We start from the raw sequence: 25800 nt of genomic DNA on the forward strand, positions 1-25800 counted from the left end.
ACCCTTCCCCCCCCCGCCAAGGGAGGGGGGAAGGGCGCAGTGTCATCCCGCCGCCATCGCCGCGAGCAGCAGCAGCGCGACGATGTTGGTGATCTTGATCATCGGGTTCACCGCCGGGCCTGCGGTGTCCTTGTAGGGATCGCCCACGGTATCGCCGGTGACCGCGGCCTTGTGGGCCTCGGAGCCCTTGCCGCCGTGGTGGCCGTCCTCGATGTATTTCTTGGCGTTGTCCCAGGCGCCGCCGCCCGAGGTCATCGACAGCGCCACGAACAGCCCGCCGACGATCACGCCCAGCAGCAGCGCGCCCAGCGCCGCGAAGCCGTTTGCACGCCCCGCGACCGCCGTGATGACGAAGTACACCACGATCGGCGCCAGCACCGGCAGCAGCGAGGGGATTATCATCTCCTTGATCGCCGCCTTGGTGACGAGGTCGACGGTGCGGGCGTAGTCGGGCTTTTGCTCGTACGTCATGATGCCCGGCTTCTCGCGGAACTGCTCGCGCACGTCGACGACGACGTCGCCGGCCGCGCGGCCCACCGCCGTCATGCCCATCGCCGCGAACAGGTAGGGCAGCAGCGCCCCCAGCAGCAGGCCGACGATGACGTAGGGGTTCTCGAGGCTGAAGTTGACGTCCAGCGACGGGAAGAACTCCTTGAGGTCGGTGGTATAGGCGGCGAACAGCACCAGCGCGGCAAGGCCCGCAGAGCCGATGGCATAGCCCTTGGTGACCGCCTTGGTGGTGTTGCCCACCGCGTCGAGCGCGTCGGTCTTCTCGCGCACGGCGTCGTCGAGGCCGGCCATCTCGGCGATGCCGCCGGCGTTGTCGGTGACCGGACCGTAGGCATCGAGCGCCACGACCATGCCCGCCAGCGCCAGCATCGCCGTCGCCGCATAGGCGATGCCCAGCAGGCCCGCGAGCTGGTAGGAGACGATGATCCCGGCGACGATCACGATCGTCGGCAGCGCCGTCGCTTCCAGGCTGATGGCGAGGCCCTGGATCACGTTGGTGCCATGCCCGGTGACCGAGGCCTTGGCGATCGAGCGGACCGGGCGGTAGTTGGTGCCCGTGTAGTACTCGGTGATCCAGATGATGAGCCCGGTGATCGCCAGCCCCACCAGCGCGCAGTAGAACAGCGTGCGTCCGGTGAAGTCTCCATCACCGATCGCGGTGTTCATGTCGCCGAGCGCATGGCTGACCGCCCACCAGATCGCCGGGATCGACAGTACCGCCGTCACCAGGAAGCCCTTGTACATGGCTCCCATGATGTTGGTCGATCCGCCGAGCCGCACGAAGTACGTGCCCACGATCGAGGTGACGATGCAGACCCCGCCGATCAGCAGTGGCAGCGCCATCATCGCGGCAAGGTTGTCCGCGCCTTTCAGCAGCAGCGCGGTCAGCACCATGGTGGCGCCGACGGTCACCACATAGGTCTCGAACAGGTCGGCGGCCATGCCGGCGCAGTCGCCGACGTTGTCGCCCACGTTGTCGGCGATGACCGCCGGGTTGCGGGGATCGTCCTCGGGGATGCCGGCTTCGACCTTGCCGACGAGATCGGCGCCCACGTCCGCGGCCTTGGTGAAGATGCCGCCGCCCAGACGCGCGAAGATCGAGATCAGCGAGGCGCCGAAGGCGAGGGCGGTCAGCGCCTCGACCACGGTGCGGTCTTCTCCGCCGACGCTGTGCCCGGCCGGGCCGGTCAGGTACCAGTAGAACACCGCGATCGCCAGCAGGGCGAGCCCCGCCACCAGCATGCCGGTGATGGCGCCCGCGCGGAATGCCAGCGTCAGCCCGTCCTGCAGGCCCTTCTGCGCGGCGGCGGCGGTGCGCACGTTGGCGCGCACCGAGATGTTCATCCCGATGAACCCGGCGACCCCCGAGAGGATCGCGCCGATCACGAACCCGGTGGCCGATATGGCCCCGAGCGTGAACGCCAGGATCACCGCGACGATCACGCCGACGATGGCAATGGTGGAATACTGGCGCTTCAGGTAGGCTTGCGCCCCTTCCTGAATGGCGGCGGCGATCTCCTGCATCTTTTCGGAGCCTGCCGGAGAACTGAGCACCTGACGACTTGTGACAAAGCCATAGACGATGGCCAGAAGTCCCAGGACTATTGAAATCGTGACTAGATCCACGAAGACGTCCCCTTCCCAATATGTTGTAGCGGCGGGTTTTCCCGCTCGCGGCGACTAGGGCTATAGGGAAGGACGGGGAGTGGCAAGCGGCGATGAGTCCACTATGCCCCCACCGCGTTTTTCCCGAGAGTTTGCCAGGAAAATGCTCTAATGGCGGCGCCATGAATCCCCGTTTCCAGTTTTCCGTCCACGCTACGGACGGCAAGGCCCGCACCGGCACCATCCAGATGCGCCGCGGCGAGATACGCACCCCCGCCTTCATGCCGGTGGGCACCGCCGCGACCGTCAAGGCGATGAAGCCGCAGGACGTGCGCGCCACCGGCGCCGACATCCTGCTCGGCAACACCTACCACCTGATGCTGCGCCCCGGCGCCGAGCGCGTCGCGCGCCTCGGTGGCCTGCACAAGTTCATGAACTGGGACCGCCCGATCCTGACGGACAGTGGCGGCTATCAGGTCATGAGCCTGTCGGACCTGCGCAAGATCACCGAGGAGGGCGTGACTTTCGCCAGCCACATCGACGGTTCGCGCCACATGCTCAGCCCCGAGCGTTCGATGGAGATCCAGCGCCTGCTCGGCTCGGACATCGTCATGTGCTTCGACGAATGCCCGAAGATCGACCAGCCGCGCGACGTCATCGCCCGCTCGATGGAAATGTCGATGCGCTGGGCGAAGCGCAGCCGCGACGCCTTCGACACCGGCGGCGCGCATGCCGAGGCCTCGGCGCTGTTCGGCATCCAGCAGGGCGCGCTCGACGAAGGCCTGCGCAAGACCAGCGCGGATGCCCTGACCGAGATCGGCTTCGACGGCTACGCGATCGGCGGCCTTGCCGTGGGCGAGGGGCAGGAGGCGATGTTCGCGACGCTGGAATTCGCGCCGGGCCAGCTTCCGGCGGATCGCCCGCGCTATTTGATGGGCGTGGGCAAGCCCGACGATCTGGTCGGCGCGGTGGAGCGCGGGGTGGACATGTTCGACTGCGTGCTGCCGACGCGTTCGGGGCGCAACGGGCAGGCGTTCACCTGGAACGGCCCGCTCAACATGCGCAACGCTCGCCATGCCGAGGATACCGGCCCGATCGACGAGCGCTGCGCCTGCCCGACTTGCGGCACGTATACGCGCGCGTATCTGCACCACCTCATCAAGGCCGGCGAGATGCTGGGCGCGATGCTGCTGACCGAGCACAACCTGTCGTTCTACCAGCAACTCATGCAAGGCATGCGCGATGCCATCGCCGGGCAGCGCTTCGCAGCCTTCGCAGCCGATTTCCGGCGTGATTACCTGAAAACATGACGTAATTAAAAAGTTGTAAGTTGTGAAAGCCGCTCGATCGGATAGCTTTCCGATCCAGGGGGGCTGGCGGAAATGCTCCCCGAAGAGGGGCAGTGACAAAACGGACACTATTCTACGCCACTGCCGGATGGCTGGCGCTTGGTGCATCTTCGGTTTCGGCACAGCAGGTCGATGATGCGGCGCGGTTCGGCGCCCTGCCGCAAGTGGAGCAGGTCAGTCTGTCGCCAGGCGGAACGAAAGTCTCGCTGCTGACGCGGCAGCCCGATGGGCGCTCGCTGCTTGCGGTCATCGATACCGAGACCGGCGGCGATGTCAGGGGCATCCTGTCGTCGCCCAGCGCGGACGAGAACCTCTATCACTGCGATTGGGCCACCGATACGCGGCTGGTCTGCGGCATCGCGATCCAGACTTACGCCTTCGGCAAGCTGATGACCTTCACCCGGCCGCTGGCGGTCAATGCCGATGGCAGCAAGGTTCTGCAACTGCTTCCCCGCGGTTCCGACAAGGCTTTGGGCGTGGCGGTTCGGGGCGGCGAACTGATCGACTTCAACACCAGCAAGCCCGGCCATGTGCTGATGACCCGCGTCTTCGTGCCCGAATCGAGCACCGGAAGCCTCGTCCAGCGCAACGAGCAGGGCGTCGGTGTCGAGGACGTCGACGTCACTTCGGGCGCCCGCCGTATCGTCGAGCATGGGCGCAAGGACGCGCGCAGCTACATCAGCGACGGCCTGGGCAACGTCCGCATCATGGGGCAGATCGATGTCGGCGGCACCGGAATGATGACCGGGCGTTCGCGTTATTATTACCGCACCGCCGACGATCGCGAATGGAAGCCGCTGTCGGAGGCGAAGGAGGCCGACTACACGACCCGGGGTTTCATCCCCGAGGCGGTCGATGCGAAAAGGAACGTCGTCTACGGCTTCGATGCCGACCAGGATGGCTTCACCAAGCTCTACAGCATCGCGCTGGATGGCAGTGCGCGGCGTGAAGTGGTGCTTTCGCGGCCGGGGATCGACGTCGACAGCATCGTCACCTTCGGCCGGACGAGCCGCGTCGTCGGCGCCAGCTATGCGACCGAGCGGCGCATGGTGGAATATTCCGACCCCGAACTGCGGAAGCTGAGCATGGCGCTGTCGAAGGCGCTACCGGGCAATCCGGCGATTTCGTTCATCGATGCCAGCGCGGATGAGAACAAGATCGTCATCCTCGCGGGCAGCGATACCAACCCGGGGGTGTTCTACCTCTACGACAAGCAGACGCACCATCTGGGCGAGATCGCGCCCTATCGTCCGAACCTGGTCGGCGCGAAGCTCGCGGAAATGAAGCCGATCAGCTTCCCTGCGGCTGACGGGACGATGATTCCGGGCTATCTCACCCTGCCGCTGGGCAGCACGGGCAAGAACCTGCCGGCGATCGTGATGCCGCACGGCGGACCCTCTGCCCGCGACGAATGGGGCTTCGACTGGCTCGTGCAGTTCTTCGCGGCACGCGGCTACGCGGTGCTGCAGCCGAACTATCGCGGATCTTCGGGCTATGGTGCGGACTGGTATCAGCACAACGGCTTCAAGTCCTGGAAGGTCGCGATCGACGATGTCGACGATGCGGGGCGCTGGTTGACCAGGGAAGGTATCGCGGCCCCGGGCAAGCTGGCGATCGTCGGCTGGTCCTATGGCGGGTACGCGGCGCTGCAGTCGCAGGTCGTTGATCCCGATCTCTACAAGGCCGTCGTGGCGGTCGCGCCGGTTACCGATCTCGACGCGGTCAGGGACGAGGCGAGCGGCTTCACGAACTACGGCATCATCGATCAGGCGATCGGGCGCGGTCCACATATCGAGAACGGTTCACCCGCGCGCCATGCGGACCGCTTCAAGGCTCCCGTCCTCCTGTTCCACGGCGATCGCGACGAGAACGTGAGCGTGAGCGAATCGCGAATGATGAAGAATCGGCTGCAAAGCGCAGGAAAACAGGTCGAATACGTCGAGTTCTCCGGCCTCGACCACCAGTTGCCCGATGCCGCTGCGCGCACCAGGTTGCTCTCCACCAGCGACGCTTTCCTGCGAAAAGCGCTCAAGATCGAGTGATTCTGTCAGACCTCAGGGAAAGACAGAGGGGGCTGCCTCAGGCGGGCTCTCCCTCGCCCTGGGCTGGTTCCTCGGCGCCCATCGCCACTTGCAGGCGGGTTCCGACGTAGGCCACGAACCGGCCGGTGCGCGTGTCGAGAAAGCCGGCGCCGATGGAGGACGCGAACCGCTTGGCCGTAGCCAGGTCGGGATACCATTTGCCGGTGCGGGTGGGGGTGATGAAACGATAGCGTGACATGGTGCAGGCTCAATGCCCCACGCCTGCGTCAGTTCCCTTACAAGTCCCGCGAATCATACAATTTTTCACATCCGAAACAGATGCGAAAAAGGCGGCCCCGAAGGACCGCCTTTTTGTATTTTCCGTAGACGGAAAACCGATCAGCGCGAGTAGAACTCGACGACCAGGTTCGGTTCCATCTTTACCGGGTAGGGCACTTCGTCGAGCGTCGGAACGCGAACGAAGGTCACCTTGTCGGTGCCGTCCTGGGCGACGTAGTCGGGAACTTCGCGCTCGGGCAGGTTCTGCGCTTCGAGAACGAGAGCCATTTCCTTGGCCTTGTTGCCCAGAGTGATGATGTCACCGACCTTCACGCGGCGCGAGGCGATGTTGCACTTCACGCCGTTGACGCGGATGTGGCCGTGCGAAACGATCTGGCGGGCCGAGAAGATCGTGGGCGCGAACTTGGCGCGGTACACGATCATGTCCAGGCGCTGTTCCAGCAGACCGATCAGGTTCTGGCTGGTGTCGCCCTTCATGGCCGACGCTTCCTGGTAGGTGCGCTTGAACTGCTTCTCGGTCACGTCGCCGTAGTAGCCCTTGAGCTTCTGCTTAGCGCGCAGCTGCAGGCCGTAGTCCGAGACCTTGCTCTTGCGACGCTGGCCGTGCTGGCCCGGGCCGTAGCTGCGGCGGTTGACCGAGCTCTTGGGACGGCCCCAGATGTTCTCGCCCATGCGGCGGTCGAGTTTGTACTTCGAGCTTTGACGCTTCGACATATGTCGTCCTTCAGTCTGCTTGCCGTGCTGCCATCGTGGCTGCACGATCCATGGTTCCCCCGGGGCGCACCATCAGGCCTATTATGCCGGATGCGGCCGCCGCTTCACCGGGAGTGCGGGGCCGAGTGGACGAACCTGCGATTGCAGGCGCCATGTGAAGGGGTGGCCCATACGGTCATGGGCGAGATTGTCAAGAAAAGAGTCCCAGCCTCGCTTACGGCACATGCTGAAGCGGAAGCGTATTGAGCCGGTCCCGGGTGTTGCGGGCATTGGCTTCGTCGATTGCGGCCCATTCGGCGGAAGTACGGCACACCCGCCTGACCGCGATCGATCCGGTATCCGCAAATCGGCGGCAGACCTTCTTGTCGACGGGAGAGCCGTTTTTGTCGGTCAGCGGCGCGATCTCCAGCGATTTCTTCGCCAGGGCCGGAGCGGCACCGCCGCAGAGCGACAGGGCGACAGCGGCGCAGGTCAAAGTATTGACAGCACGGATCATCACGAAATTCCCCCGAAATGGCATGCGTCCCCGTGGGGAGCGAAGTCCATCTCGTAACCGTCGTCGAGCAAGTGAGTAAAGCGGCTATTCCGCTATTTTCGGCCGCCGGTTGCCGCCCAGCGCGCTCAGCACGCCGCGCATGGTGCGCACTTCGAGGCTGTTCCAGCCCGGCTTGGTGAGCATGTTGCGCAAGGTCCGGCGCGTGGCGGCGGAGCGGCTTTCCGGGTAGAAATACTTGGTCGGCTCCAGCACTTTCTCGAACTGCTGGATCATGCCTTCCAGTTCGTCCTGCGGGGCCGGAGGGAGCAATTCCTCGACCGTCGGCTGCGCCAGCGAAGCGCCCTTCGACCATTCGTAGGCGCACAGGATCACCGCCTGCGCCAGGTTGAGCGAGGCGAACTCGGGGTTGATCGGCACCGTCAGGATCGCGCGGGCGAGGGCGACGTCGTCGGTCTCCAGCCCCGAGCGCTCCGGCCCGAACACGTAGGCCGAGCGGCCCGTCGCCGCGTAGACTTCGCGCGCGGCTTCCTCGGGCGTGACGACCGGCTTGGTGACGCCGCGCTTGCGCACGGTGGTGGCGTAGACGTTGGCGCAGTCGTGCACGGCTTCGGCGAGCGTCTCGAAGACTTCCGCCTTCTCCAGCACGTCGTCCGCACCTGCCGCCGCCGGGCCTGCCGACGGATTGGGCCAGCCGTCGCGCGGGGAGACGAGGCGCATCTCGGTCAGCCCGAAGTTGAGCATCGCGCGCGCGGCCTTGCCGATGTTCTCGCCCAATTGTGGGCGGACCAGTACGATTACCGGCTGCTTCACTTCAATTGACGCCGACATCGCGCACGGTCCCTGCAAATTCCTCGAAATCCCTCGCCTCGTTAAAGGCGCGGTAGACGCTGGCGAAGCGGATGTAGGCGACCGAGTCGAGCTGTCGCAGCCCTTCCATCACGAGTTCGCCGATGACGCGCGAAGGCACCTCGTTCTCGCCGATCGTCTCGACCTGGCGCTGCACGCCCGAGACGAGCCGCTCGATCTTCTCGCGGTCGATGCCGCGCTTGCGACAGGCGAGGGTGACAGACTGCTCGATCTTGGCGCGGTCGAACGGCTCGCGGCGTTCGAGCCCGGCCGCATCGTTGCTCTTGACCACCACGATCTCGCGCAGCTGCACGCGCTCGAACGTCGTGAAGCGGGCGCCGCAGCTGGAACACTGGCGGCGGCGACGGATCGCGGTGGCATCCTCGGTCGGGCGGCTGTCCTTGACCTGGGAATCGTCGTGGGCGCAAAAAGGACAGCGCATTCAGCGGGTTACTTTCATTCAGGACGGAGGCGCTTGTAGAACTTGTAGCCCGCGCCCGCTGCCAGCCCGAGGCCGATGGAGACGAAGGGCAGGAACGCGCCCGCAACCGCGCCCGCAGCGCCCCAGATCAGAACCGGCTTGGTCGAGGGATGGGCCATGCCATCCTTGAGCATTCCGGCGAGTTCCTCGCGGGCATCGCTGACGAAGTGGCCGGAGTTCTGGGGGCGCTGCGGGTCGGTCATAGACTTAGTCCTCGTAAATGGGGAAACGATCACACAGCGCTTCAACGCGCGTGCGAACGTTCTGCTCCACCTGAGCGTCACCTGCTTCGCCGCACTTGGCAAGACCGTCGAGAACGTCGGCGACCATGTTGCCGATCTCGCGGAATTCCTCCGGGCCGAAACCGCGGGTCGTGCCGGCGGGCGAACCGACGCGGATGCCGCTGGTCTTCATCGGCGGCAGTGGGTCGAACGGGATGCCGTTCTTGTTGCAGGTGATGCCCGCACGCTCCAGCGCCTCGTCGGCGTCCTTGCCGGTGACGCCCAGCGGCGAGAGGTCGATCAGCGCGAGGTGCGTGTCGGTGCCGCCCGAGACGATCGCGGCGCCGCGCGCCTTGAGGGTGGCGGCCAGGACCTGCGCGTTCTCGATCACGCGCGCGGCGTAGTCCTTGAACTCGGGACGCAGCGCTTCACCGAAGGCGACGGCCTTGGCGGCGACGACGTGCATCAGCGGGCCGCCCTGCAGGCCGGGGAACACCGCCGAGTTGATCTTCTTGGCCAGCGCTTCGTCGTTGGTCAGGATCATGCCGCCGCGCGGACCGCGCAGCGTCTTGTGCGTGGTGGTGGTGGCGATGTGCGCGTGCGGGAACGGCGAGGGGTGCAGGCCCGCCGCGACGAGCCCGGCGAAGTGCGCCATGTCGACCTGGAACAGCGCGCCGACGCTGTCGGCGATCTCGCGCATGCGCTTGAAGTCGATCACGCGCGGATAGGCCGAGCCGCCCGCGATGATGAGCTTGGGCTGGTGCTCCTTGGCCAGTGCCTCGACCTCATCGTAGTCGATCAGGTGGGTGTCCTTGGTCACGCCGTACTGCACGGCCTTGAACCACTTGCCCGAAAGCGCCGCGCGGGCGCCGTGGGTGAGGTGGCCACCGGCGTCGAGGCTCATGCCCATGATGGTGTCGCCGGGCTTGACGGTCGCGAGAAGAACCGCGCCGTTGGCCTGCGCGCCCGAGTGGGGCTGGACGTTGGCGAAGCCGCAGTCGAACAGCTGCTTGGCGCGCTCGATGGCGAGGGTCTCGACTTCGTCCGAAGGCTCGCAGCCCTGATAATAGCGCTTGCCGGGGTAGCCCTCGGCGTACTTGTTGGTCAGCACCGAGCCCTGCGCTTCGAGCACGGCCTTGGAGACGATGTTCTCGGACGCGATCAGCTCGATCTGCTTGCGCTCGCGCTTCAGTTCATGGCCGATCGCGGCGGCGACGGCGGGGTCGCTCTGGGCGATCGTGTCGGTGAAGAAGCCGGGCGAACGGATGGCGGTTTCTACGGTCATGGTTCTTGGCTCCTTCAGAACGACGGATTGGAGAGCTTCTCGACGCGGCCTGCATGGCGGCCGCCGCCGAACTCGGTGGAGAGGAAAGCGTCGAGGCAGGCCTTGGCCATGTCCTCGCCGGTCAGGCGCGCGCCCATGGCGATGACGTTGGCATCGTTGTGCTCGCGGGCGAGGGCGGCCGAAAGCGGCTCGCCGACCAGCGCGCAGCGGCAGGCGGGATCGCGGTTGACGGCGATCGAGATGCCGATGCCCGAGCCGCACAGCGCGACGCCGAACTGCACGGTGCCGTCGGCGACGACCGAGGCCAGCTTGTAGCCATAGTCGGGGTAGTCGACGCGGTCGGCGGTTTCGGGGCCGAGGTCGGCGACTTCGTGGCCGGCTTCGATGAGGTATTCGCGCAAAGTCGCCTTGAGGTCGACGGCGGCGTGGTCGGATGCGATCGCGATACGCATGGGAGAGGTGCTTCCTGCCTGCGAGGGATTCGTTTGCGGCCCCCATAGTCGCGCCTTTGCAATATTGCCAGTCCGGCGGGAGCGGCGGCGGGTATTGTTGCGTCGCAGGCGGGTAACGGGCTGGTGCACCGCCGCGAATCGGGCATTGTCGGTGAGGTTTGTTGCAGCAGGGGTGACGTGATGGGCAAAGCGGGCGCATTCTGGATCGCGATCGTCGTCGCGATCGGCCTGGCGGTGCTGGGCACCACGCCGCCGCGTCCCGCCCCCGTCTCCGCACCGGCCGGGCAATTCTCTGCCGAGCGGGCGATGGCGGATGTGCGCATGATCGCGCAAGGGCCGCACGGCACCGGCACCGAGCAGCATCGCTGGGTACGCGAACGGCTGGAGCAGCGCCTGATCGAAACCGGCCTCGGCGTGCGGCAGGACGAGGGCGAGGTTACCGACCCCCGGATGCGCGAATGGCTCAATCGCTACAACGGCACGAAGCTGGCGCGCATTCCGCTGACGAACACGGTCGCGGTGCTGGGCGGCAGCGACCCGAAGCTGCCCGCCGTCGCGCTCATGGCGCATTACGACAGCGTGCCCGGCTCTCCCGCAGCGGCGGACGACGGCGCGGGTGTCGCCGCCATTCTCGAGACGCTGCGCGTCCTCGCCGCCGATCGCGAGCGGCGGCGCGACGTCATCGTCATCTTCACCGACGGCGAGGAATCGGGCCTGCTCGGCGCGAAGATGTTCTTCGGGCAGAACGGCAAGGGCGGCACGGACGAGGCCGGGCGGATCGGCGCGATCATCAATCTGGAGGCGCGGGGCGGGGGCGGCACCGCGAACCTGTTCCAGACCTCGGCGATGAATGGAGAAGTGGCAGGGCTGTGGGCGCGCACGGCGCCGCATCCGGCGGGGGCCTCGCTCTCGGCCTATATCTACAGCGTCCTGCCCAACGACACCGACCTGACGCCCGCGCTGCCGAGGGGCTATGCGGCGTGGAACATCGCCTTCGTCGGGCGCCCCGAACTCTACCACTCGCCGCTGGCGACGGCGGACCGGCTCGACCGGGGATCGCTGCAACAGATGGGCGAGCAGACGCTGGGCCTCGCGCAGGCGCTGGTGCGGGCGGAGGCTTTGCCGGGCAAGGCGCCGGATGCGGTGTTCTTCGATGTCTTCGGGCTGTTCGCGGTCCATTACGCGCCGGTCTGGGGCTGGGCGATGCTGGCGCTGGGGGCAGCGGGTTATGCCCTGCTGGGCGCGCGGGACTTCGCACTGCGGCCGTTCCTTGGCGGCATCGGGCGCATGGTCGGGCTGATCGTGCTGGCGGCGGCGGTGCTGCAGGGTCTGAACCTGCTCTCGCAGGGCGCGCCCGTCGATTACTACGACCGCCTTGCCGCCACGACCAAGCTGGAGGCGATGGCGCTGTTCGTCTGCATCGACATCGCCTTCCTGTTCGCCGTCAGCGGACCGACCACCCGCGCGGGCGAGGCGGGCTTTGCGCTGCCGCTGCTGCTGCTCGGCGCGGCGGGACAGGCGCTGGCACCGACGGCGGCCTATGTGCTGGCCCTGCCGCTCGCGCTGGGTGGGCTGGCGGCCTTGCCCAAAGTGCGCGAGAGCCGGGCGGGAATGGCGGTGTCGGCGGTCATGGCCGCGCTGGTCGGCGGCTACATGCTGGTGCTGGGGCACTTCGGGATGCAGGCGGTCGGTGCGATGATGCCGGTGGTGGCGGTGCTGCCGCTCGCGCTCGTGTGCCTGCTGTTCCTGCCGCTGCGACCGTTGCTGCCGGCCATCGCCGCGCGGCTTGCCGCTGGCGCGTTCCTGCTGCTGGCGGTCGGCATGGCGCTGTGGGTGCGCTGGGATGCGCCGGCGCCGACGGTGCCGATCTACAGCCAGGTGCGCGAACTGGGGGTCAAGGGGTAATGCGCTTGCGGGCGGCCCGGGCAGGGCGCACTATGCGCAAAAGTTGCGAAAAAGGGAGTGGCTTATGAAGCGATCCGTTCTTTCGGCTCTGGGCCTGGCAGGCGTTCTCGTTCTGGCGGGATGCCTGGAGACGATGCCCGGACCCGACCGGCCGCACCGCCCGCCGCCGCCGCGTGACAAGCCGGCGATGTGTACGCGCGAATATGCGCCGGTCTGCGGGGTGAAGCGCAAGCAGCGGCAGACTTTCAGCAATGCCTGCATGGCGAAGGCCGAGGGTTTCCGGGTGGTGGCTTCGGGGGACTGCCGACGTTAAGACGCCTGCCGTGAGCCAGGGGCAGGAGAATGCCCTTGCCTTGAATCGTCATTGCGAGCGAAGCGAAGCAATCCAAGGCAGCCTCAAGCCGCGCTGGATTGCTTCGCTTCGCTCGCAATGACGAGATGAAGCTCGCAATGACGAGATGAAAAAAGCCCCGCCGGAGCGGGGCTTTTCTCTTACTGGTCCAGGAACGAGCGCATCTTGCGCGACCGGCTCGGGTGCTTGAGCTTGCGCAGCGCCTTCGCTTCGATCTGACGGATACGCTCGCGGGTCACCGAGAACTGCTGGCCGACTTCCTCCAGCGTATGGTCGGTGTTCATGCCGATGCCGAAGCGCATGCGAAGAACACGCTCCTCACGCGGGGTGAGCGAGGCGAGGACGCGGGTGACCGTTTCCTTGAGGTTCGCCTGGATCGCCGCGTCCACCGGGATGATCGCGTTCTTGTCCTCGATGAAATCTCCGAGGTGCGAATCCTCCTCGTCGCCGATCGGCGTTTCGAGGGAGATCGGCTCCTTGGCGATCTTCATCACCTTGCGCACCTTCTCCAAAGGCATCGACAGACGCTCAGCCATTTCCTCGGGCGTGGGCTCGCGGCCCTGCTCGTGGAGGAACTGGCGGCTGGTGCGAACCAGCTTGTTGATCGTCTCGATCATGTGGACCGGGATGCGGATCGTGCGGGCCTGATCCGCGATCGAGCGTGTGATCGCCTGCCTGATCCACCACGTCGCATAAGTCGAGAACTTGTAGCCGCGGCGGTACTCGAACTTGTCGACCGCCTTCATCAGACCGATGTTGCCTTCCTGGATGAGATCCAGGAACTGCAGGCCGCGGTTGGTGTACTTCTTGGCGATCGAGATCACCAGACGCAGGTTCGCCTCGACCATTTCCTTCTTCGCGATGCGTGCTTCACGCTCCGCCTTCTGGACCATGTTGACGATGCGGCGGAACTCGGGAAGCGCCATGCCGGTGGCGGCGGCGATGTCCGAGACTTCCAGACGGATACGCTCGACCGGGTCGGCTTCGTTCTCGGCGAAGGCGGCCCACTTCTTGTCCTTCTTGGCGATGTCCGTGATCCACGTATCGTCCAGTTCGCGGCCGACGTAGGATTCGAGGAAGTCGGTGCGCTTCACCTTGTGACGCTCGGCCAGACGCAGCATCTGGCCGCCCAGCGTCGTCAGGCGGCGGTTGAAGGCGTAGAGGTTGTCGACCAGGTATTCGATCTTGGTCGCATGGAACTTGACCGATTCCACTTGCGCCGTGAGGTCTTCACGAAGCTGCTGGTACTGGTCTTCCTTGGCGGCCGGGAAGTCGATGCCCAGCGCCAGCGCGTCCAGGCGCTCGGACTGCAGGCGCTCGAAAGTCTGGAACAGCTCGGTGATGAGCATGAACTTCTCAAGCGCCTCGGGCTTGAGGGCCGCTTCCATCTGCGCGAGCGAGAGGGTGTTGTCCTCTTCCTCTTCCTCGGCTTGACGCTTGGGAATCGGGTTGCCGTCCTCGTCGACCTCTTCGGAGTTGTCCTCCTCGACGTCGTCCTCGTCCTTGAACGAGGGGCCGGCGGTCTTCTCGCTGATCTCGCCGTCGTCGTCGCTCTCGCCGTCCTCGTTGAGGCTCTCGGGCGCGGGCTCCTTGGACAGCATCGCGTCGAGATCGAGGATCTCGCGCAGCTGCATCTCGCCGTTGTTGAGCGCTTCGGACCACTGGATGATGGCGTGGAAGGTGATCGGGCTCTCGCACAGGCCCAGGATCATCATGTCGCGGCCGGCTTCGATGCGCTTGGCGATGGCGATTTCGCCCTCGCGGCTGAGCAGTTCGACCGCGCCCATCTCGCGCAGGTACATGCGCACCGGGTCGTCGGTGCGCTCGATCGTTTCCTTCTTCTTCGCGGGATCGACGTTGACGCGGGGCGCCATCTCGTCGCCGTCGCTGTCGTCGGTGTCCGAATCGTTGTCCTGTTCGTCGCCGTCCTGACCGTCGGCATCCTCGTCGCTTTCGACGATGTTGACGCCCATCTCGTTCAGAGCCGAGGTGATGTCCTCGATCTGGTCCGAGGACATGTCTTGCGGCAGCGCTTCGTTCAGCTCGTCATACGTGATGACCCCGCGACGCTTGGCGCGTGCGATCAGCTTCTTGATCGAACCTTCGTTCAGGTCGATCAGCGGCGCGTCCTGGCCCTCGTTGTCCGCGCCGTTGGTGTCGTTCTTGCTCATCAGTTCGCCGTTATCCCGTGCCGTCGTGGGTTACTGGTCGTAGAGGCCGTAAAACCCGTATAATTATACAATCACGACGCATGTCTGGTTGCCATTTGCCTGAGACGGCTGTCGAATTCCAGCTTTCTCTTCAGCAGTCGCTGCTGTTCCGCGAATGCCGAGTCGGAAAGCTCCGATTCGAACCGTGCCGTTGCCTTAGCCAAAGCCGCTTCGAGCACCGGTCGCTCGACGAGAAGGTCGATCGCCTGGGCCAGTTCGGCTGCCGCCTGTTCCTCGCTCGTTTCGGGAATCAGGAAGCCGAATCGCAGGCCCGCGTACTCGGCGGCCTTGGGTTGTACCAGGCCGTTGTCCTGCAATATGGTGGCGAGAACCCCGGTTTCAAGCGCGTCCGCGCCATGGTCCAGCGAGCCGCAGCAGTCCACCAGCATCCCGAAACGCGGATCGAGGCCGGGGGTGCGGGCAAGCGCCTCGGCATGGCGGGCAAGCTGCGCCGGCCAGCGGATGAGCCCGGCGATGATCGCGGCCGATAGCGCATCGCGGGTTCCGGCGCCTGCGAATCGGGTGTTGAGGCGCTCGATCGATTCGGGCGAGGAGGGTGCAGGGGTCGGCTTGCCGTTCCACTTCCCGCGCTGGTTCTGGCGGGGCTGGAAGGTGCCGCCGCCCTGGCCGCCCCCTTGCTGCCAGCGACTCTCCCGGCGCGGGAAGGCGAATTCGGAATAGCGGTCCTGCAGTTCGCGGCGGTAGAGGCCGGCGATGTCGGGATGCTGGATCGTCTCGACATGGGCCATGAGGCGGGCTTTCAGGCCGGCCTTGTCCTCCGGCGTGGCGAGGGGGACGGCATCGCGCTCGGTCTCCCACAGCACCTCGACGAGGGACTTCGCCTCGCCGAGAATGTCCTCCATCGCACGGGGCCCCTTGGCCTTGATGAGATCGTCGGGGTCGAGCCCCTCGGGCAGGCGGACGATCCGCAGCGAGTGGGCCGGGCGCAGCAGCGGCAGGGCGCGGGTGATCGCGCGCATCGCCGCGCGCTGGCCCGCCGCGTCGCCGTCGAAGCACAGCACCGGCGTCTCGACGTGGCGCCACAGCATCTCGATCTGGTGCTCGGTCAGTGCGGTGCCCAGCGGGGCCACGGCATCGGCGATCCCGGCGGCGGCAAGGGCGATGACGTCCATGTAGCCCTCGACCACGACCATCCGCCCGGAATGGCGCGCGGCAGGCGCGGCCCGGTGCAGGTTGTAGAGCGTGCGGCCCTTGTCGAACAGCGGAGTGTCGGGGGAGTTGAGGTACTTGGGGGCATCGGTCTTGCCCTTGGCGAGGATGCGCCCGCCGAAAGCGATGACCCGGCCGCGCGCGTCCTCGATGGGGAGCATCAGGCGGTCGCGGAACCGGTCGTAAGGGTCTCGATCCTCGACGGCGATGCGCAGGCCCGCCTCGATCAGCATGGCCTCCGGAAAGCGGGAGAGGGCCTCCTTCAGTGCCTGACGACCCTCTGGCGCGTAGCCGAAGCCGAAACGCTGCACGGTATGCGCGTCGAAACCGCGTGTGGCGAGGTAGGTGCCCGCTGTGGCACCACTAGGTGCCGTTAGGTGCCGTTTGAAGAATTCCTGCGCTGCAGCCATGACATCGTGCAGGGAATCGCGCTTTTCTGCGGCTTTCGCCATCTGCGGATCGGGCGCGGGAACGTCCATCCCGGCCTCCGCCGCCAGTTCCTTGACCGCGTCCATGAAGGCGAGGCCCTGGTGATCGGTCATCCAGCGGATGGCATCGCCATGGGCGCCGCAGCCGAAGCAGTGGTAGAACCCCTTCTCGTCGTTGACGTAGAAGCTGGGCGAGTTCTCGTTATGGAAAGGGCAGCAGGCCCGATGCTCGCGCCCCGCCTTCTGCAGCCGCACGGAGCGGCCGATCAGCGCGGAAAGCGCGGTGCGGGACCGGAGCTGGTCGAGCCATTGGGGGGTGAGCACGAGACCTGCCGCCTGTCAGCAAATCAGGCCAGCGCCGCCTTCACCCAGCCGCTGGCCTTGGTCATGTCGAGCACGGTGCCGTGGCGGGCCTTCAGTTCGCCCATGACTTTGCCCATGTCCTTCATGCCGCTGGCGCCGGTTTCGGCCTTGATCGCCTCGATGGCGGCCATGGTCTCTTCCTCGGACAGCTGGGCGGGGAGGAAGGTTTCGATCACTTCCAGCTCGGCCTGTTCCTCGGCGGCCTTTTCGGGGCGACCGCCCTGCTCGAACAGGGTGATCGATTCGCGGCGCTGCTTCACCATCTTCTGCAGCACGTCGATCACCAGCGCGTCGTCGTCCGGCACGGTGTCGGCGGTGCGCAGTTCGATGTCGCGGTCCTTGATCTTTGCAAGGATGAGGCGGACAGTGGCGAGCCGCTGCTTCTCACCGGCCTTCATGGCGGTGATCTGTGCGGCCTTGATCGAATCACGAAGCATGGGTTTCCTGGCAGTCTTGAGTGAACGGGTATGGTGCGTGTGGCAAAGCTAGCAACCTGCGCGCCGATTTGCACGTGTGCGCCCAAATTGCACCCCCACACCTTGACGCGGTGCACAACCCTCTCTAGCGGCCGCGTCTTAGCACACAACGTTAGAAACGCCGTCAACGGAGCGACCCACCATGGCCGACGCCGCATCTTCGCTTGCGCCCAAACCCGAAGGGGCAACGGGCGTTCTGGTTCTCAGCGACGGACACGTCGTTTGGGGACGTGGTTTCGGTCATGTCGGAGAGTCCGTGGGTGAAGTCTGCTTCAACACCGCGATGACCGGCTACCAGGAAGTCATGACCGACCCGTCCTATGCGGGCCAGATCGTCACTTTCACTTTCCCGCACATCGGCAATGTCGGCGTGAACGAGGAAGACCTCGAATCGCTGGTCGACGGCGCCGTCGGCTGCGTCGTCCGCGAGGACGTGACGCTGCCTTCGAACTTCCGCTCCGCAGGCGGCTACGGCGAGTGGCTGTCGAGCAAGGGCAAGGTCGGCCTCTCGGGCGTCGACACCCGCGCGCTCACTCGCCGCATCCGCGGCGCCGGTGCGCCCAACGCCGTCATCGCCCATGATCCCGAAGGCAACTTCGACATTCCCGCGCTCATCAAGCGTGCGCAGGAATGGCCGGGCCTCGAAGGCATGGACCTTGCCAGGCTGGTCAGCCGCGAAATCCAGCAGGGCTGGGAAGGCTCGACCTGGGTGCTGGGCGAGGGCTACGGCGCTGCCGAGGGCGAGACCCGCCCGCACGTCGTCGCGATCGACTACGGCGCCAAGGACAACATCTTCCGCAACCTCGTGAAGGCTGGCGCGCGCGTCACCGTGGTTCCGGCCGAGACCTCGCTGGAAACCATCCTGTCGCTCGAACCCGCTGGCGTGTTCCTCTCGAACGGCCCCGGCGACCCGGCGGCGACCGGCGCTTATGCCGTGCCCGTGATCGCGGCGCTGCTGGAGCGTGACATGCCGGTGTTCGGCATCTGCCTCGGCCACCAGATGCTGGGTATCGCGGCGGGCGCGAAGACCAGCAAGATGTTCCAGGGCCATCGCGGCGCCAACCATCCGGTCAAGCGCCATGCCGACGGCGTCGTCGAGATCACCTCGATGAACCACGGCTTCGCGGTGGACAACACCTGCCTGCCGGACAACGTCGAGGAAACCCACGTCTCGCTGTTCGACGGCACCAACTGCGGCATCGCGATCAAGGGCAAGCGCGCTTTCGGCGTCCAGTACCACCCCGAGGCGAGCCCCGGCCCGCAGGACAGCTTCTACCTGTTCGAGAAGTTCGTGGGTATGCTCGGCTGATGGTCGCAGCGGGTCAGGTTCCCTTGGCGGCGTTCGCGCCGTCCCACGCATCGGCGATGATTGCCGGTGCGGCCAAGGGAGCTTTCGACCCGGCACGGCGGATTGCCTATGCATCCAGGCACCTCATAACAAAGAAGGTGCCTGAAATGTCCGCTCTGATCGACCACATGATCGCCTACTACGTCGCCGGGCCGGCGTCCGAACTCTCGGTCGCGCCGCGCTTCTATCCTTACGGCGAGCTGCAGCTCATCTTCGAGGACAAGGTTTCCGTCGCCGTCCGCAAGTTCGGCCCGAAAGTGCGCAAGCACTCCAAGGAAGCCGGCAAGGCCTTCATCGATCGCATGATCAAGATGGGCGCCTGGTCCACCAACCAGGGCGAGTACGGCGGCTCGATGCACCAGTTCCAGGCCGACCGCTTTCGCGAAGTCATTCGCGCGGAGCAGGACGCCAACCCCATCATCCAGAACGCGAAAGCCGATCCCGACTACTGGGACAAGGCTTTCGGTGATCTGGTGGCATAAGCCACCGGGTCGCATTACAAGACACACAGGACACCCAGGAAAGCCCATGCCAAAGCGCACCGACATCTCCTCGATCCTCGTCATCGGCGCAGGCCCGATCATCATTGGTCAGGCCTGCGAGTTCGACTATTCGGGCACCCAGGCGATCAAGGCGCTGAAGGAGGACGGTTACCGGGTGATCCTGGTGAACTCGAACCCGGCCACGATCATGACCGACCCGGACATGGCCGACGCCACTTACGTGGAGCCGATCACCCCCGAGGTCGTCGCGCGCATCATCGAGAAGGAGCGCCCCGATGCGGTGCTCCCGACAATGGGCGGCCAGACTGCGCTGAACTGCGCGCTGGCACTGTTCAACGACGGCACGCTGGAGAAGTTCGGCGTCCAGATGATCGGCGCCGACGCCGACGCCATCGACAAGGCCGAGGATCGCCAGCGCTTCCGTGACGCGATGGACAAGATTGGCCTCAACTCGGCGCGTTCGGGTGTGGCGCATACCTTGGACGAGGCGTTCGCGGTGCTTGAGCGCACCGGCCTACCCTCGATCATCCGCCCCAGCTTCACCATGGGTGGCACCGGCGGCGGCATCGCCTACAACAAGGCCGAGTTCGAGGCGATCGTGCGCTCGGGCCTCGATGCCTCGCCGACCACCGAAGTCCTGATCGAGGAATCGCTCCTCGGCTGGAAGGAATACGAGATGGAGGTCGTGCGCGACCGCCACGACAACTGCATCATCATCTGCTCGATCGAGAACGTCGATCCGATGGGCGTCCACACGGGCGACTCGATCACCGTCGCCCCGGCGCTGACGCTGACCGACAAGGAATACCAGATCATGCGCAACGCCTCGATCGAGGTGCTGCGCGAGATCGGCGTCGAGACCGGCGGTTCCAACGTCCAGTTCGCGGTGAACCCCAAGGACGGCCGCCTGATCGTCATCGAGATGAACCCGCGCGTGTCGCGTTCCTCGGCGCTGGCCTCGAAGGCCACCGGCTTCCCGATCGCGCGCGTCGCTGCCAAGCTGGCGGTCGGCTACACGCTCGACGAGATCATGAACGAGATCACCGGCGCGACCCCGGCCGCGTTCGAGCCGACCATCGACTACGTCGTCACCAAGATCCCGCGCTTCGCCTTCGAGAAGTTCAAGGGCGCCAAGAACGATCTCACCACCGCGATGAAGTCGGTCGGCGAAGTCATGGCGATCGGCCGCAACATCAAGGAATCGATGCAGAAGGCCCTGCGCGGGCTCGAAACCGGCCTTGACGGCTTCAACCGCGTGCCCGCGCTGGAAGGCGCTGGCCGTGACGTCATCACCGCCGCTCTTTCGCGCGCCACGCCGGAACGCCTGCTGCACGCCGCGCAGGCCTTCCGTGAAGGCTTCACCGTGGACGAGATCCACGCGATCGCCCACTACGACAAGTGGTTCCTGCGCCACATCGAGGAGATCATCGCCGAGGAAACCAAGATCATCGCAGAAGGCCTGCCGGGCGATGCGGCGGGCATGCGCAAGCTGAAGGCCATGGGCTTCTCCGACAAGCGCCTTGCCACGCTGGCGGTGCGTTCGGTCGGCGTCGCGGGCGGTCTGGGCGAGACCCAGGCCAAGCGCTCGGGCCTGCTGCATGACGCGCTGCGCGCCATGGCCGGTGCCACCAGCGAGAAGGAAGTGCGCCAGCTTCGCCGCAAGCTGGGCGTCGTCCCCGTGTTCAAGCGCATCGACAGCTGCGCTGCCGAGTTCGAGGCGGTGACGCCCTACATGTACTCGACCTACGAGGCCCCGATCTTCGGCGAGCCCGAGGACGAGGCGATGCCGTCCGACCGCAAGAAGATCGTGATCCTCGGTGGTGGTCCGAACCGCATCGGGCAGGGCATCGAGTTCGACTACTGCTGCGTCCACGCCTGCTTCGCCCTGTCCGAGGCCGGCTACGAGACCATCATGGTCAACTGTAACCCGGAAACGGTTTCGACCGACTACGACACTTCGGACCGCCTCTACTTCGAGCCGCTGACCGCCGAAGACGTGCTGGAAATCCTGCGCGTCGAGCAGCAGAGCGGCGAACTGGTCGGTGTGCTGGTGCAGTTCGGCGGCCAGACCCCGCTCAAGCTGGCGCAGGCGCTGGAAGACGAGGGCATTCCGATCCTCGGCACCTCGCCCGACGCGATCGACCTTGCCGAAGACCGTGAGCGGTTCTCGGCGCTGGTGGACAAGCTGGGCCTCAAGCAGCCCGCCAACGGCATCGCCCGCAGCCGTGACGAGGCGGTCAACGTCGCCAACCGCATCGGCTACCCGGTGCTGATGCGCCCCAGCTACGTGCTCGGCGGCCGCGCGATGGAGATCGTCGACAGCGAACAGCAGCTCGACGACTACATCACCACCGCCGTGCAGGTCTCGGGCGACAGCCCGGTCCTGATCGACCAGTACCTGCGCGACGCCATCGAGTGCGACGTCGATGCCCTGTGCGACGGCGAGCGCGTCGTCGTGGCGGGCGTGATGCAGCACATCGAGGAAGCGGGCATCCACTCGGGCGACAGCGCCTGCACCCTGCCGCCCTACAGCCTGCCGCCCGAGATCATCGCCGAGATGGAGCGTCAGGCCGAAAAGCTGGCGTTCGGCCTCAACGTCAAGGGCCTGATGAACATTCAGTTCGCGGTGAAGGACGGCGAGGTCTACCTCATCGAGGTCAACCCGCGCGCCTCGCGCACGGTGCCGTTCGTCGCCAAGGCGCTGGGCCAGCCGGTCGCCAAGATCGCTGCGCGCGTCATGGCGGGCGAGAAGCTGGACACCTTCCCGCCGTTCAAGCGCGACCTGCCGTACATGGCGGTCAAGGAAGCCGTGTTCCCCTTCAACCGCTTCCCCGGCGTCGATCCGGTGCTCAGCCCCGAGATGAAGTCCACCGGCGAAGTGATGGGAATCGATAGCGATTTCGCTCGCGCCTTCGGCAAGGCGCAGCTTGGCGCCGGCATGAAGCTGCCGGTCGAGGGCACCGTGTTCGTCTCGGTCAAGGACAGCGACAAGCCGGTGATTCTGCCCGCGGTGAAGACGCTGATCGAGCAGGGCTTCCGCATTGTCGCCACCAGCGGCACGCAGAAGTATCTGGCCGAGGCGGGCCTGCAGGTCGATCTCGTGAACAAGGTGGCCGAAGGCCGTCCGCACATCGTCGACAAGATCGTCGATGGCGAGATCGCGCTGATCTTCAATACCACCGAAGGCTGGCAGAGCCTGGTGGACTCCCAGTCGATCCGCGCCTCGGCGCTGACCGGCAAGGTTTCGATCTTCACCACGGCGGCGGCCAGTGTCGCTGCGGCGGAGGCGATCGCGACAATTCGCGGGAGCAAACTTGAAGTGCGATCGTTGCAGGACTACTATAGCTGAAATCGATCTCGCCTCCCCCCACATCGCAGCAGATCGGCCCCGCCCGCCTAGGGCGGGGACAGGAAACTAGTCGCAAGACCTTTGGGGGAAGGCCGCAGGAGGAAATGAATTAGAATGGCAAGTGTCGAAAAGCTGCCGATGCTCGCGGAAGGTTACGAGCGGATGACCGCGGACCTCAAGGCGCTGCGCGATGAGCGTCCGCTCATCGTCGACGCCATCGAGGAAGCGCGTGCCCACGGCGATCTTTCGGAAAACGCCGAGTACCACGCCGCCAAGGAGCGCCAGGGCCAGGTCGAGGCGACTATCGCCGACTTGGAGGACAAGATCACGCGCGCGCAGATCATCGATCCCGCGACGCTGTCGGGCGACAAGATCATCTTCGGCGCCACCATCACTCTTCTCGACGATGACGAGAAGCCGGTGAAGTACCAGATCGTCGGCCCTTACGAAGCGGACGCGAAGGTCGGCCGCATCAGCTACAACTCGCCGCTCGGCAAGGCGCTGATCGGCCGCAAGGTCGAGGAAGAGATCGAAGTGACCGTCCCCTCGGGCGACAAATTCTACCTGGTGCAGAAGATCGAATTCATCTGATCCTCTTCGCTTCAGGATAAAGAAAAAGGCCGGCGTTTCCGCCGGCCTTTTTCGTTTCCGCTGCTCAGGCTGCCGGCAGTTCCGGCTCGAGCAGGCGATGAAGATGCACGATCACGTACTTCATCTCGGCATCGTCGACGGTGCGCTGCGCTGCCGATTTCCAGGCGTTCTGGGCCTCGGCGAAATCGGGATAGACACCGACGAGGTCGAGAGCCTTGAGGTCGGTGAATTCGAGGCTGCGCGGATCCTTGACCCGGCCGCCCATTACAAGGTGAAGCTTCTGCATGGGAGAGTGCCGCTTTCCTGCTGGTTGGGAGATAAGCGGCCTATAATTTTGGAGAGGTCAAGGAGCAAGTGCACAAGACGCACCTTGATCGCGCAGTAAGCGAAAAGGTGCGTCTTTAGCTGAAATTCACGAGCCGTTTACGATCTGACACGCTTCTTGAGGTCTTCGGCCATGTGCAGCACTTTGGTCGAGCGGACAGCCGCCGCGTCTCCAAGGCGGTTGGCAGTGTCGGCAGCCGCATCGCCAAGCCTGCTGGCTCGGCGGGCAGTCGCACGGCCGAGGGCACTTGCGGCGCCTACTGCAGCCAGGCCGTACTTTTCGAGATTGAGAATGGCCAGATCGCTGGCCTTTTCAGCGCTGTCCGCGAACTTCGAGGCCTGCTTGCGCGCGTCGATGCCGATGTCATGCGCCTTGTCGCCCGCCTTGCGGCCGAGTACGACGCTGGCGGTGCCGGCAGCCTCCGCGAGGTCCAGCGTGCGCGCGACGATCCGCCTGCTGACGCGGCGCGGCAGGAGGGCGCTCACCGCGACGCCGACGGCGACACCGCCTGCGACGGTCAGTACCGGGTGCTTCTTGACGAAGGCGATGACTTTGTCAGACGGCTTGGGCTCGGCGATCTTCGCGGGCAGGGCGACGACATTCGCACCCTTGCTGACATCGATCGGGGTGGACGACTCGGTCTTGCTCACCTGGCGTTCCTTCCTTGGTCAAGAGACCCGGTCGCGCACGCTGTCCAACAGGCGCTGCGCCAGGTCGATAATGGGATTACGCAAAAACCAAAGCACGAGCGCGGCCAAGGTTCCGCCGATTGCGGCGGGATGCTCCTCGACCATGGCAACGGCCTCGTCGAACATCAACTTGGCCTGATCGAGCGCCTCTTCAGCGATCCGGCCGCCAATACCGCGCTCGTCCATGTCGGCCTTGAAAGCCTGGTAATGTCCGTCAAACTTCGCCTTCGCGGCGTCGCGCGCGGCCCGGTCCGCCAGAACCTGCGCTGCCTGCTTGCCCATTCGAGCCCCCGTAATAGATCAATCGTCCTGAGAACCGCCCGCGATATGCAGCATCCGGCGCAGCCGTGCGCGTGCACTCCAGGCCCCGAATGCGGCAAGCGCAAGCAATACCAGCGTGACAACCGCCATCGCGCCCCACAATCCGAGCAGCGGGCCGAGAGCAATTACCGTACCGACCACGAAGGCCATGACAGCGAAGAAAACCAGCACCGCTGCCACCACGAGCAGCATGACGATAGTGCGTGTTTCCGACCCGACATATGCAGCGCGCGACTTTTGAAACGCGAGTTCAGCCTGCGCAAAAACCTTCGCTTCATCAGCCAGCTGGCGCAGATCCTGCGCCAGCGACAGATTCTCGTAATCCTCGGCCGCAGGGGCGAGGGTGGGTGTGGTGTCCTGCATTCTATCAGGAAGTCAGCTCAGGCGCCGAAGCGCCTTCACTTGCCCCTGAACAGGCGGGAAAGCACGAAGCCGGTCGCGGCCGCGATGCCGAGTGCCTGCCACGGGCTGTTGCGCACGAAGGTCTTGGCATCCTCGCCAATGTCTTCGATCGACTTCTCGTCCAGCTTGGCTCCGGCGTCGGCCAGCGACTTCGATGCGCTGCGGGCGTAGTCGCCGTACTTCACGCCGACCTTCTCGTCGATCAGGGCGGCATTGTCGTCGATCAACTTGGAGACGCCGACGATCGCCTGACTGGCCTTGGCTTTGCCTTCCTCGGCATAGCCGGCGGCCTTGACCTTGGCATCGGCCGCGAAGGCGCTGGCCTTGTCCTTGGCTTCACCGCTGCGGGTCTTGCATTCGCTCGACACTTCACCGGCGAAAGCCTGCGCACCGGCCTTGGCTTCCTCGACCGCCTTGGAGAAGTGATTCTTGGCGCTTTCGGTGCCGTTTCCGGCGGAGATGGTGGGTTCGACCATGCGATTATCCTTCCTTGTCTATCCTTGGCGCGAATTGGCATCATAAGCCATGTGCGGACGGAGTAACACAACTTGTCGTTCCTTGCTGCAACGCAACTTGTCACGCGAAGTTCCCCTGCTAAGACCGCCTCCGGACGGATGGCGCGTAATGCGCCCGCTTGAGGAGAACCGCAGACATGACCGCGATCATCGACATTCACGGACGGGAAATCCTGGACAGCCGCGGCAACCCCACCGTGGAGGTGGACGTCCTGCTGGAAGACGGCAGCTTCGGCCGCGCGGCAGTGCCCTCGGGCGCATCGACCGGCGCGCACGAAGCGGTGGAACTGCGTGACGGCGACAAGAGCCGCTATCTCGGCAAGGGCGTGCTCAAGGCCGTGGATTCGGTCAACGGCGAGATCGCCGAGGCGCTCGTCGGGCTCGACGCCGAAGACCAGCGCGACCTCGACCTCGCCATGATCGAACTCGACGGCACGCCGAACAAAGCGCGCCTCGGTGCCAACGCCATCCTCGGCGTCAGCATGGCCGCCGCGAAGGCCGCCGCCAATGCGCGCGGCCTGCCGCTCTACTCCTACGTCGGCGGCGTTTCGGCGCATGTCCTGCCGGTGCCGA

At 65.5% G+C, this 25800-nt stretch carries 25 protein-coding genes and 1 pseudogene; 9 read left to right on the forward strand and 17 right to left on the reverse strand.

The genetic code is table 11. The features are described from left to right. Positions 1 to 42 precede the first annotated feature (42 nt). Positions 43 to 2136 carry a sodium-translocating pyrophosphatase gene (locus V2S85_RS13570; protein WP_330703382.1) on the reverse strand — a complete coding sequence of 698 codons (2094 nt, stop codon included), beginning with the start codon at positions 2134 to 2136 and terminating at the stop codon, positions 43 to 45. Positions 2137 to 2297: 161 nt separating this feature from the next. On the opposite strand from V2S85_RS13570, the gene tgt reads away from it, so the two are divergent. Then, on the forward strand, positions 2298 to 3425 hold the full coding sequence (gene tgt, locus V2S85_RS13575) for a tRNA guanosine(34) transglycosylase Tgt (protein ID WP_330703383.1): 1128 nt from the start codon (positions 2298 to 2300) through the stop codon (positions 3423 to 3425). A 92-nt stretch (positions 3426 to 3517) separates the two neighbouring features. Then, positions 3518 to 5506 carry a S9 family peptidase gene (locus tag V2S85_RS13580; RefSeq protein ID WP_330703384.1) on the forward strand — a complete coding sequence of 663 codons (1989 nt, stop codon included), beginning with the start codon at positions 3518 to 3520 and terminating at the stop codon, positions 5504 to 5506. A 37-nt stretch (positions 5507 to 5543) separates the two neighbouring features. Here V2S85_RS13580 and V2S85_RS13585 read toward each other — a convergent pair whose 3' ends face one another. The 8 genes from V2S85_RS13585 to rpiB form a co-directional block, all read right to left on the reverse strand. Next, positions 5544 to 5744 carry a hypothetical protein gene (locus V2S85_RS13585; RefSeq protein ID WP_330703385.1) on the reverse strand — a complete coding sequence of 67 codons (201 nt, stop codon included), beginning with the start codon at positions 5742 to 5744 and terminating at the stop codon, positions 5544 to 5546. 140 nt (positions 5745 to 5884) lie between these two features. Then, on the reverse strand, positions 5885 to 6499 hold the full coding sequence (gene rpsD / locus V2S85_RS13590) for a 30S ribosomal protein S4 (protein WP_271183266.1): 615 nt from the start codon (positions 6497 to 6499) through the stop codon (positions 5885 to 5887). A gap of 214 nt (positions 6500 to 6713) precedes the next feature. Then, complete coding sequence (locus V2S85_RS13595) at positions 6714 to 6995, reverse strand: hypothetical protein (RefSeq protein WP_330703386.1); 282 nt, start codon at positions 6993 to 6995, stop codon at positions 6714 to 6716. 84 nt (positions 6996 to 7079) lie between these two features. After that, entirely contained in the window at positions 7080 to 7823 is a 744-nt protein-coding gene (locus V2S85_RS13600) for an RNA methyltransferase (protein ID WP_330703387.1), read from the reverse strand. Then, complete coding sequence (gene nrdR / locus V2S85_RS13605) at positions 7807 to 8283, reverse strand: transcriptional regulator NrdR (protein WP_008831226.1); 477 nt, start codon at positions 8281 to 8283, stop codon at positions 7807 to 7809. Before nrdR ends, V2S85_RS13600 begins: the two co-directional genes overlap by 17 nt. 14 nt (positions 8284 to 8297) lie before the next feature. Then, a complete protein-coding gene (locus tag V2S85_RS13610) occupies positions 8298 to 8525 on the reverse strand; it encodes a hypothetical protein (protein WP_330703388.1) in 228 nt (75 codons plus the stop codon). Between the two features lie 4 nt (positions 8526 to 8529). After that, positions 8530 to 9828 (reverse strand): serine hydroxymethyltransferase, encoded by a 1299-nt coding sequence (glyA, locus tag V2S85_RS13615; protein ID WP_069707703.1) that lies wholly within the window; start codon positions 9826 to 9828, stop codon positions 8530 to 8532. 14 nt (positions 9829 to 9842) lie between these two features. Continuing rightward, positions 9843 to 10280, reverse strand: coding sequence for a ribose 5-phosphate isomerase B (rpiB, locus tag V2S85_RS13620; protein ID WP_008831229.1), 438 nt, complete (start codon positions 10278 to 10280; stop codon positions 9843 to 9845). Positions 10281 to 10460: 180 nt separating this feature from the next. Here rpiB and V2S85_RS13625 point away from each other — a divergent pair, with 180 nt between their 5' ends. Next, on the forward strand, positions 10461 to 12185 hold the full coding sequence (locus V2S85_RS13625; protein ID WP_330703389.1) for a M20/M25/M40 family metallo-hydrolase: 1725 nt from the start codon (positions 10461 to 10463) through the stop codon (positions 12183 to 12185). Positions 12186 to 12249: 64 nt separating this feature from the next. Beyond that, the gene (locus V2S85_RS13630) at positions 12250 to 12498 is read left to right on the forward strand and encodes a hypothetical protein (RefSeq protein WP_330703390.1); all 249 of its coding nucleotides are present in this window, start codon (positions 12250 to 12252) and stop codon (positions 12496 to 12498) included. Between the two features lie 179 nt (positions 12499 to 12677). On the opposite strand, the gene rpoD is transcribed toward V2S85_RS13630, so the two are convergent. The 3 genes from rpoD to V2S85_RS13645 form a co-directional block, all read right to left on the reverse strand. After that, positions 12678 to 14708 (reverse strand): RNA polymerase sigma factor RpoD, encoded by a 2031-nt coding sequence (gene rpoD, locus V2S85_RS13635; protein ID WP_330703391.1) that lies wholly within the window; start codon positions 14706 to 14708, stop codon positions 12678 to 12680. A 71-nt stretch (positions 14709 to 14779) separates the two neighbouring features. Continuing rightward, complete coding sequence (gene dnaG / locus V2S85_RS13640) at positions 14780 to 16669, reverse strand: DNA primase (RefSeq protein ID WP_330703392.1); 1890 nt, start codon at positions 16667 to 16669, stop codon at positions 14780 to 14782. Between the two features lie 23 nt (positions 16670 to 16692). Then, complete coding sequence (locus V2S85_RS13645; protein WP_271183273.1) at positions 16693 to 17145, reverse strand: GatB/YqeY domain-containing protein; 453 nt, start codon at positions 17143 to 17145, stop codon at positions 16693 to 16695. 181 nt (positions 17146 to 17326) lie between these two features. On the opposite strand from V2S85_RS13645, the gene carA reads away from it, so the two are divergent. From carA to greA, 4 genes are all read left to right on the forward strand, one after another. Further along, entirely contained in the window at positions 17327 to 18493 is a 1167-nt protein-coding gene (carA, locus tag V2S85_RS13650; RefSeq protein WP_330703393.1) for a glutamine-hydrolyzing carbamoyl-phosphate synthase small subunit, read from the forward strand. Positions 18494 to 18639: 146 nt separating this feature from the next. Beyond that, entirely contained in the window at positions 18640 to 19014 is a 375-nt protein-coding gene (locus tag V2S85_RS13655; RefSeq protein ID WP_330703394.1) for a hypothetical protein, read from the forward strand. A gap of 46 nt (positions 19015 to 19060) precedes the next feature. Continuing rightward, on the forward strand, positions 19061 to 22384 hold the full coding sequence (carB, locus tag V2S85_RS13660) for a carbamoyl-phosphate synthase large subunit (RefSeq protein WP_330703395.1): 3324 nt from the start codon (positions 19061 to 19063) through the stop codon (positions 22382 to 22384). A gap of 114 nt (positions 22385 to 22498) precedes the next feature. After that, complete coding sequence (gene greA, locus V2S85_RS13665) at positions 22499 to 22975, forward strand: transcription elongation factor GreA (RefSeq protein ID WP_008828706.1); 477 nt, start codon at positions 22499 to 22501, stop codon at positions 22973 to 22975. A 64-nt stretch (positions 22976 to 23039) separates the two neighbouring features. Here the strand turns inward: greA and V2S85_RS13670 are convergent, their stop codons facing one another. The 5 genes from V2S85_RS13670 to V2S85_RS13690 form a co-directional block, all read right to left on the reverse strand. Beyond that, positions 23040 to 23261 carry a DUF4170 domain-containing protein gene (locus tag V2S85_RS13670; protein WP_008828705.1) on the reverse strand — a complete coding sequence of 74 codons (222 nt, stop codon included), beginning with the start codon at positions 23259 to 23261 and terminating at the stop codon, positions 23040 to 23042. Positions 23262 to 23398: 137 nt separating this feature from the next. Then, on the reverse strand, positions 23399 to 23950 hold the full coding sequence (locus tag V2S85_RS13675; protein WP_330703396.1) for a hypothetical protein: 552 nt from the start codon (positions 23948 to 23950) through the stop codon (positions 23399 to 23401). Positions 23951 to 23968: 18 nt separating this feature from the next. Further along, the gene (locus V2S85_RS13680; protein ID WP_330703397.1) at positions 23969 to 24271 is read right to left on the reverse strand and encodes a hypothetical protein; all 303 of its coding nucleotides are present in this window, start codon (positions 24269 to 24271) and stop codon (positions 23969 to 23971) included. 18 nt (positions 24272 to 24289) lie between these two features. Continuing rightward, positions 24290 to 24673 (reverse strand): phage holin family protein, encoded by a 384-nt coding sequence (locus V2S85_RS13685; RefSeq protein WP_330703398.1) that lies wholly within the window; start codon positions 24671 to 24673, stop codon positions 24290 to 24292. Between the two features lie 35 nt (positions 24674 to 24708). After that, positions 24709 to 25188 (reverse strand): DUF883 C-terminal domain-containing protein, encoded by a 480-nt coding sequence (locus V2S85_RS13690; RefSeq protein ID WP_008828701.1) that lies wholly within the window; start codon positions 25186 to 25188, stop codon positions 24709 to 24711. A 176-nt stretch (positions 25189 to 25364) separates the two neighbouring features. Here V2S85_RS13690 and eno point away from each other — a divergent pair. After that, positions 25365 to 25800 (forward strand): annotated as a pseudogene (gene eno / locus V2S85_RS13695) (phosphopyruvate hydratase); the annotation flags it as partial.

Origin of the sequence: Novosphingobium resinovorum, from assembly GCF_036352595.1 — a bacterium.
Classification (GTDB): Bacteria; Pseudomonadota; Alphaproteobacteria; order Sphingomonadales; family Sphingomonadaceae; genus Novosphingobium; species Novosphingobium resinovorum_B.

Coding starts and splice junctions, on each gene's coding strand:
- nrdR (WP_008831226.1), bottom strand. CDS start 8,283: ATGCGCTGTCCTTTTTGCGCCCACGACGATTCCCAGGTCAAGGACAGC.
- V2S85_RS13585 (WP_330703385.1), bottom strand. CDS start 5,744: ATGTCACGCTATCGTTTCATCACCCCCACCCGCACCGGCAAATGGTAT.
- rpsD (WP_271183266.1), bottom strand. CDS start 6,499: ATGTCGAAGCGTCAAAGCTCGAAGTACAAACTCGACCGCCGCATGGGC.
- rpiB (WP_008831229.1), bottom strand. CDS start 10,280: ATGCGTATCGCGATCGCATCCGACCACGCCGCCGTCGACCTCAAGGCG.
- V2S85_RS13600 (WP_330703387.1), bottom strand. CDS start 7,823: ATGTCGGCGTCAATTGAAGTGAAGCAGCCGGTAATCGTACTGGTCCGC.
- V2S85_RS13685 (WP_330703398.1), bottom strand. CDS start 24,673: ATGCAGGACACCACACCCACCCTCGCCCCTGCGGCCGAGGATTACGAG.
- V2S85_RS13595 (WP_330703386.1), bottom strand. CDS start 6,995: ATGATCCGTGCTGTCAATACTTTGACCTGCGCCGCTGTCGCCCTGTCG.
- V2S85_RS13645 (WP_271183273.1), bottom strand. CDS start 17,145: ATGCTTCGTGATTCGATCAAGGCCGCACAGATCACCGCCATGAAGGCC.
- V2S85_RS13655 (WP_330703394.1), top strand. CDS start 18,640: ATGTCCGCTCTGATCGACCACATGATCGCCTACTACGTCGCCGGGCCG.
- tgt (WP_330703383.1), top strand. CDS start 2,298: ATGAATCCCCGTTTCCAGTTTTCCGTCCACGCTACGGACGGCAAGGCC.
- carB (WP_330703395.1), top strand. CDS start 19,061: ATGCCAAAGCGCACCGACATCTCCTCGATCCTCGTCATCGGCGCAGGC.
- V2S85_RS13630 (WP_330703390.1), top strand. CDS start 12,250: ATGAAGCGATCCGTTCTTTCGGCTCTGGGCCTGGCAGGCGTTCTCGTT.
- V2S85_RS13680 (WP_330703397.1), bottom strand. CDS start 24,271: ATGGGCAAGCAGGCAGCGCAGGTTCTGGCGGACCGGGCCGCGCGCGAC.
- V2S85_RS13670 (WP_008828705.1), bottom strand. CDS start 23,261: ATGCAGAAGCTTCACCTTGTAATGGGCGGCCGGGTCAAGGATCCGCGC.
- glyA (WP_069707703.1), bottom strand. CDS start 9,828: ATGACCGTAGAAACCGCCATCCGTTCGCCCGGCTTCTTCACCGACACG.
- carA (WP_330703393.1), top strand. CDS start 17,327: ATGGCCGACGCCGCATCTTCGCTTGCGCCCAAACCCGAAGGGGCAACG.
- rpoD (WP_330703391.1), bottom strand. CDS start 14,708: ATGAGCAAGAACGACACCAACGGCGCGGACAACGAGGGCCAGGACGCG.
- V2S85_RS13625 (WP_330703389.1), top strand. CDS start 10,461: ATGGGCAAAGCGGGCGCATTCTGGATCGCGATCGTCGTCGCGATCGGC.
- V2S85_RS13610 (WP_330703388.1), bottom strand. CDS start 8,525: ATGACCGACCCGCAGCGCCCCCAGAACTCCGGCCACTTCGTCAGCGAT.
- greA (WP_008828706.1), top strand. CDS start 22,499: ATGGCAAGTGTCGAAAAGCTGCCGATGCTCGCGGAAGGTTACGAGCGG.
- V2S85_RS13690 (WP_008828701.1), bottom strand. CDS start 25,188: ATGGTCGAACCCACCATCTCCGCCGGAAACGGCACCGAAAGCGCCAAG.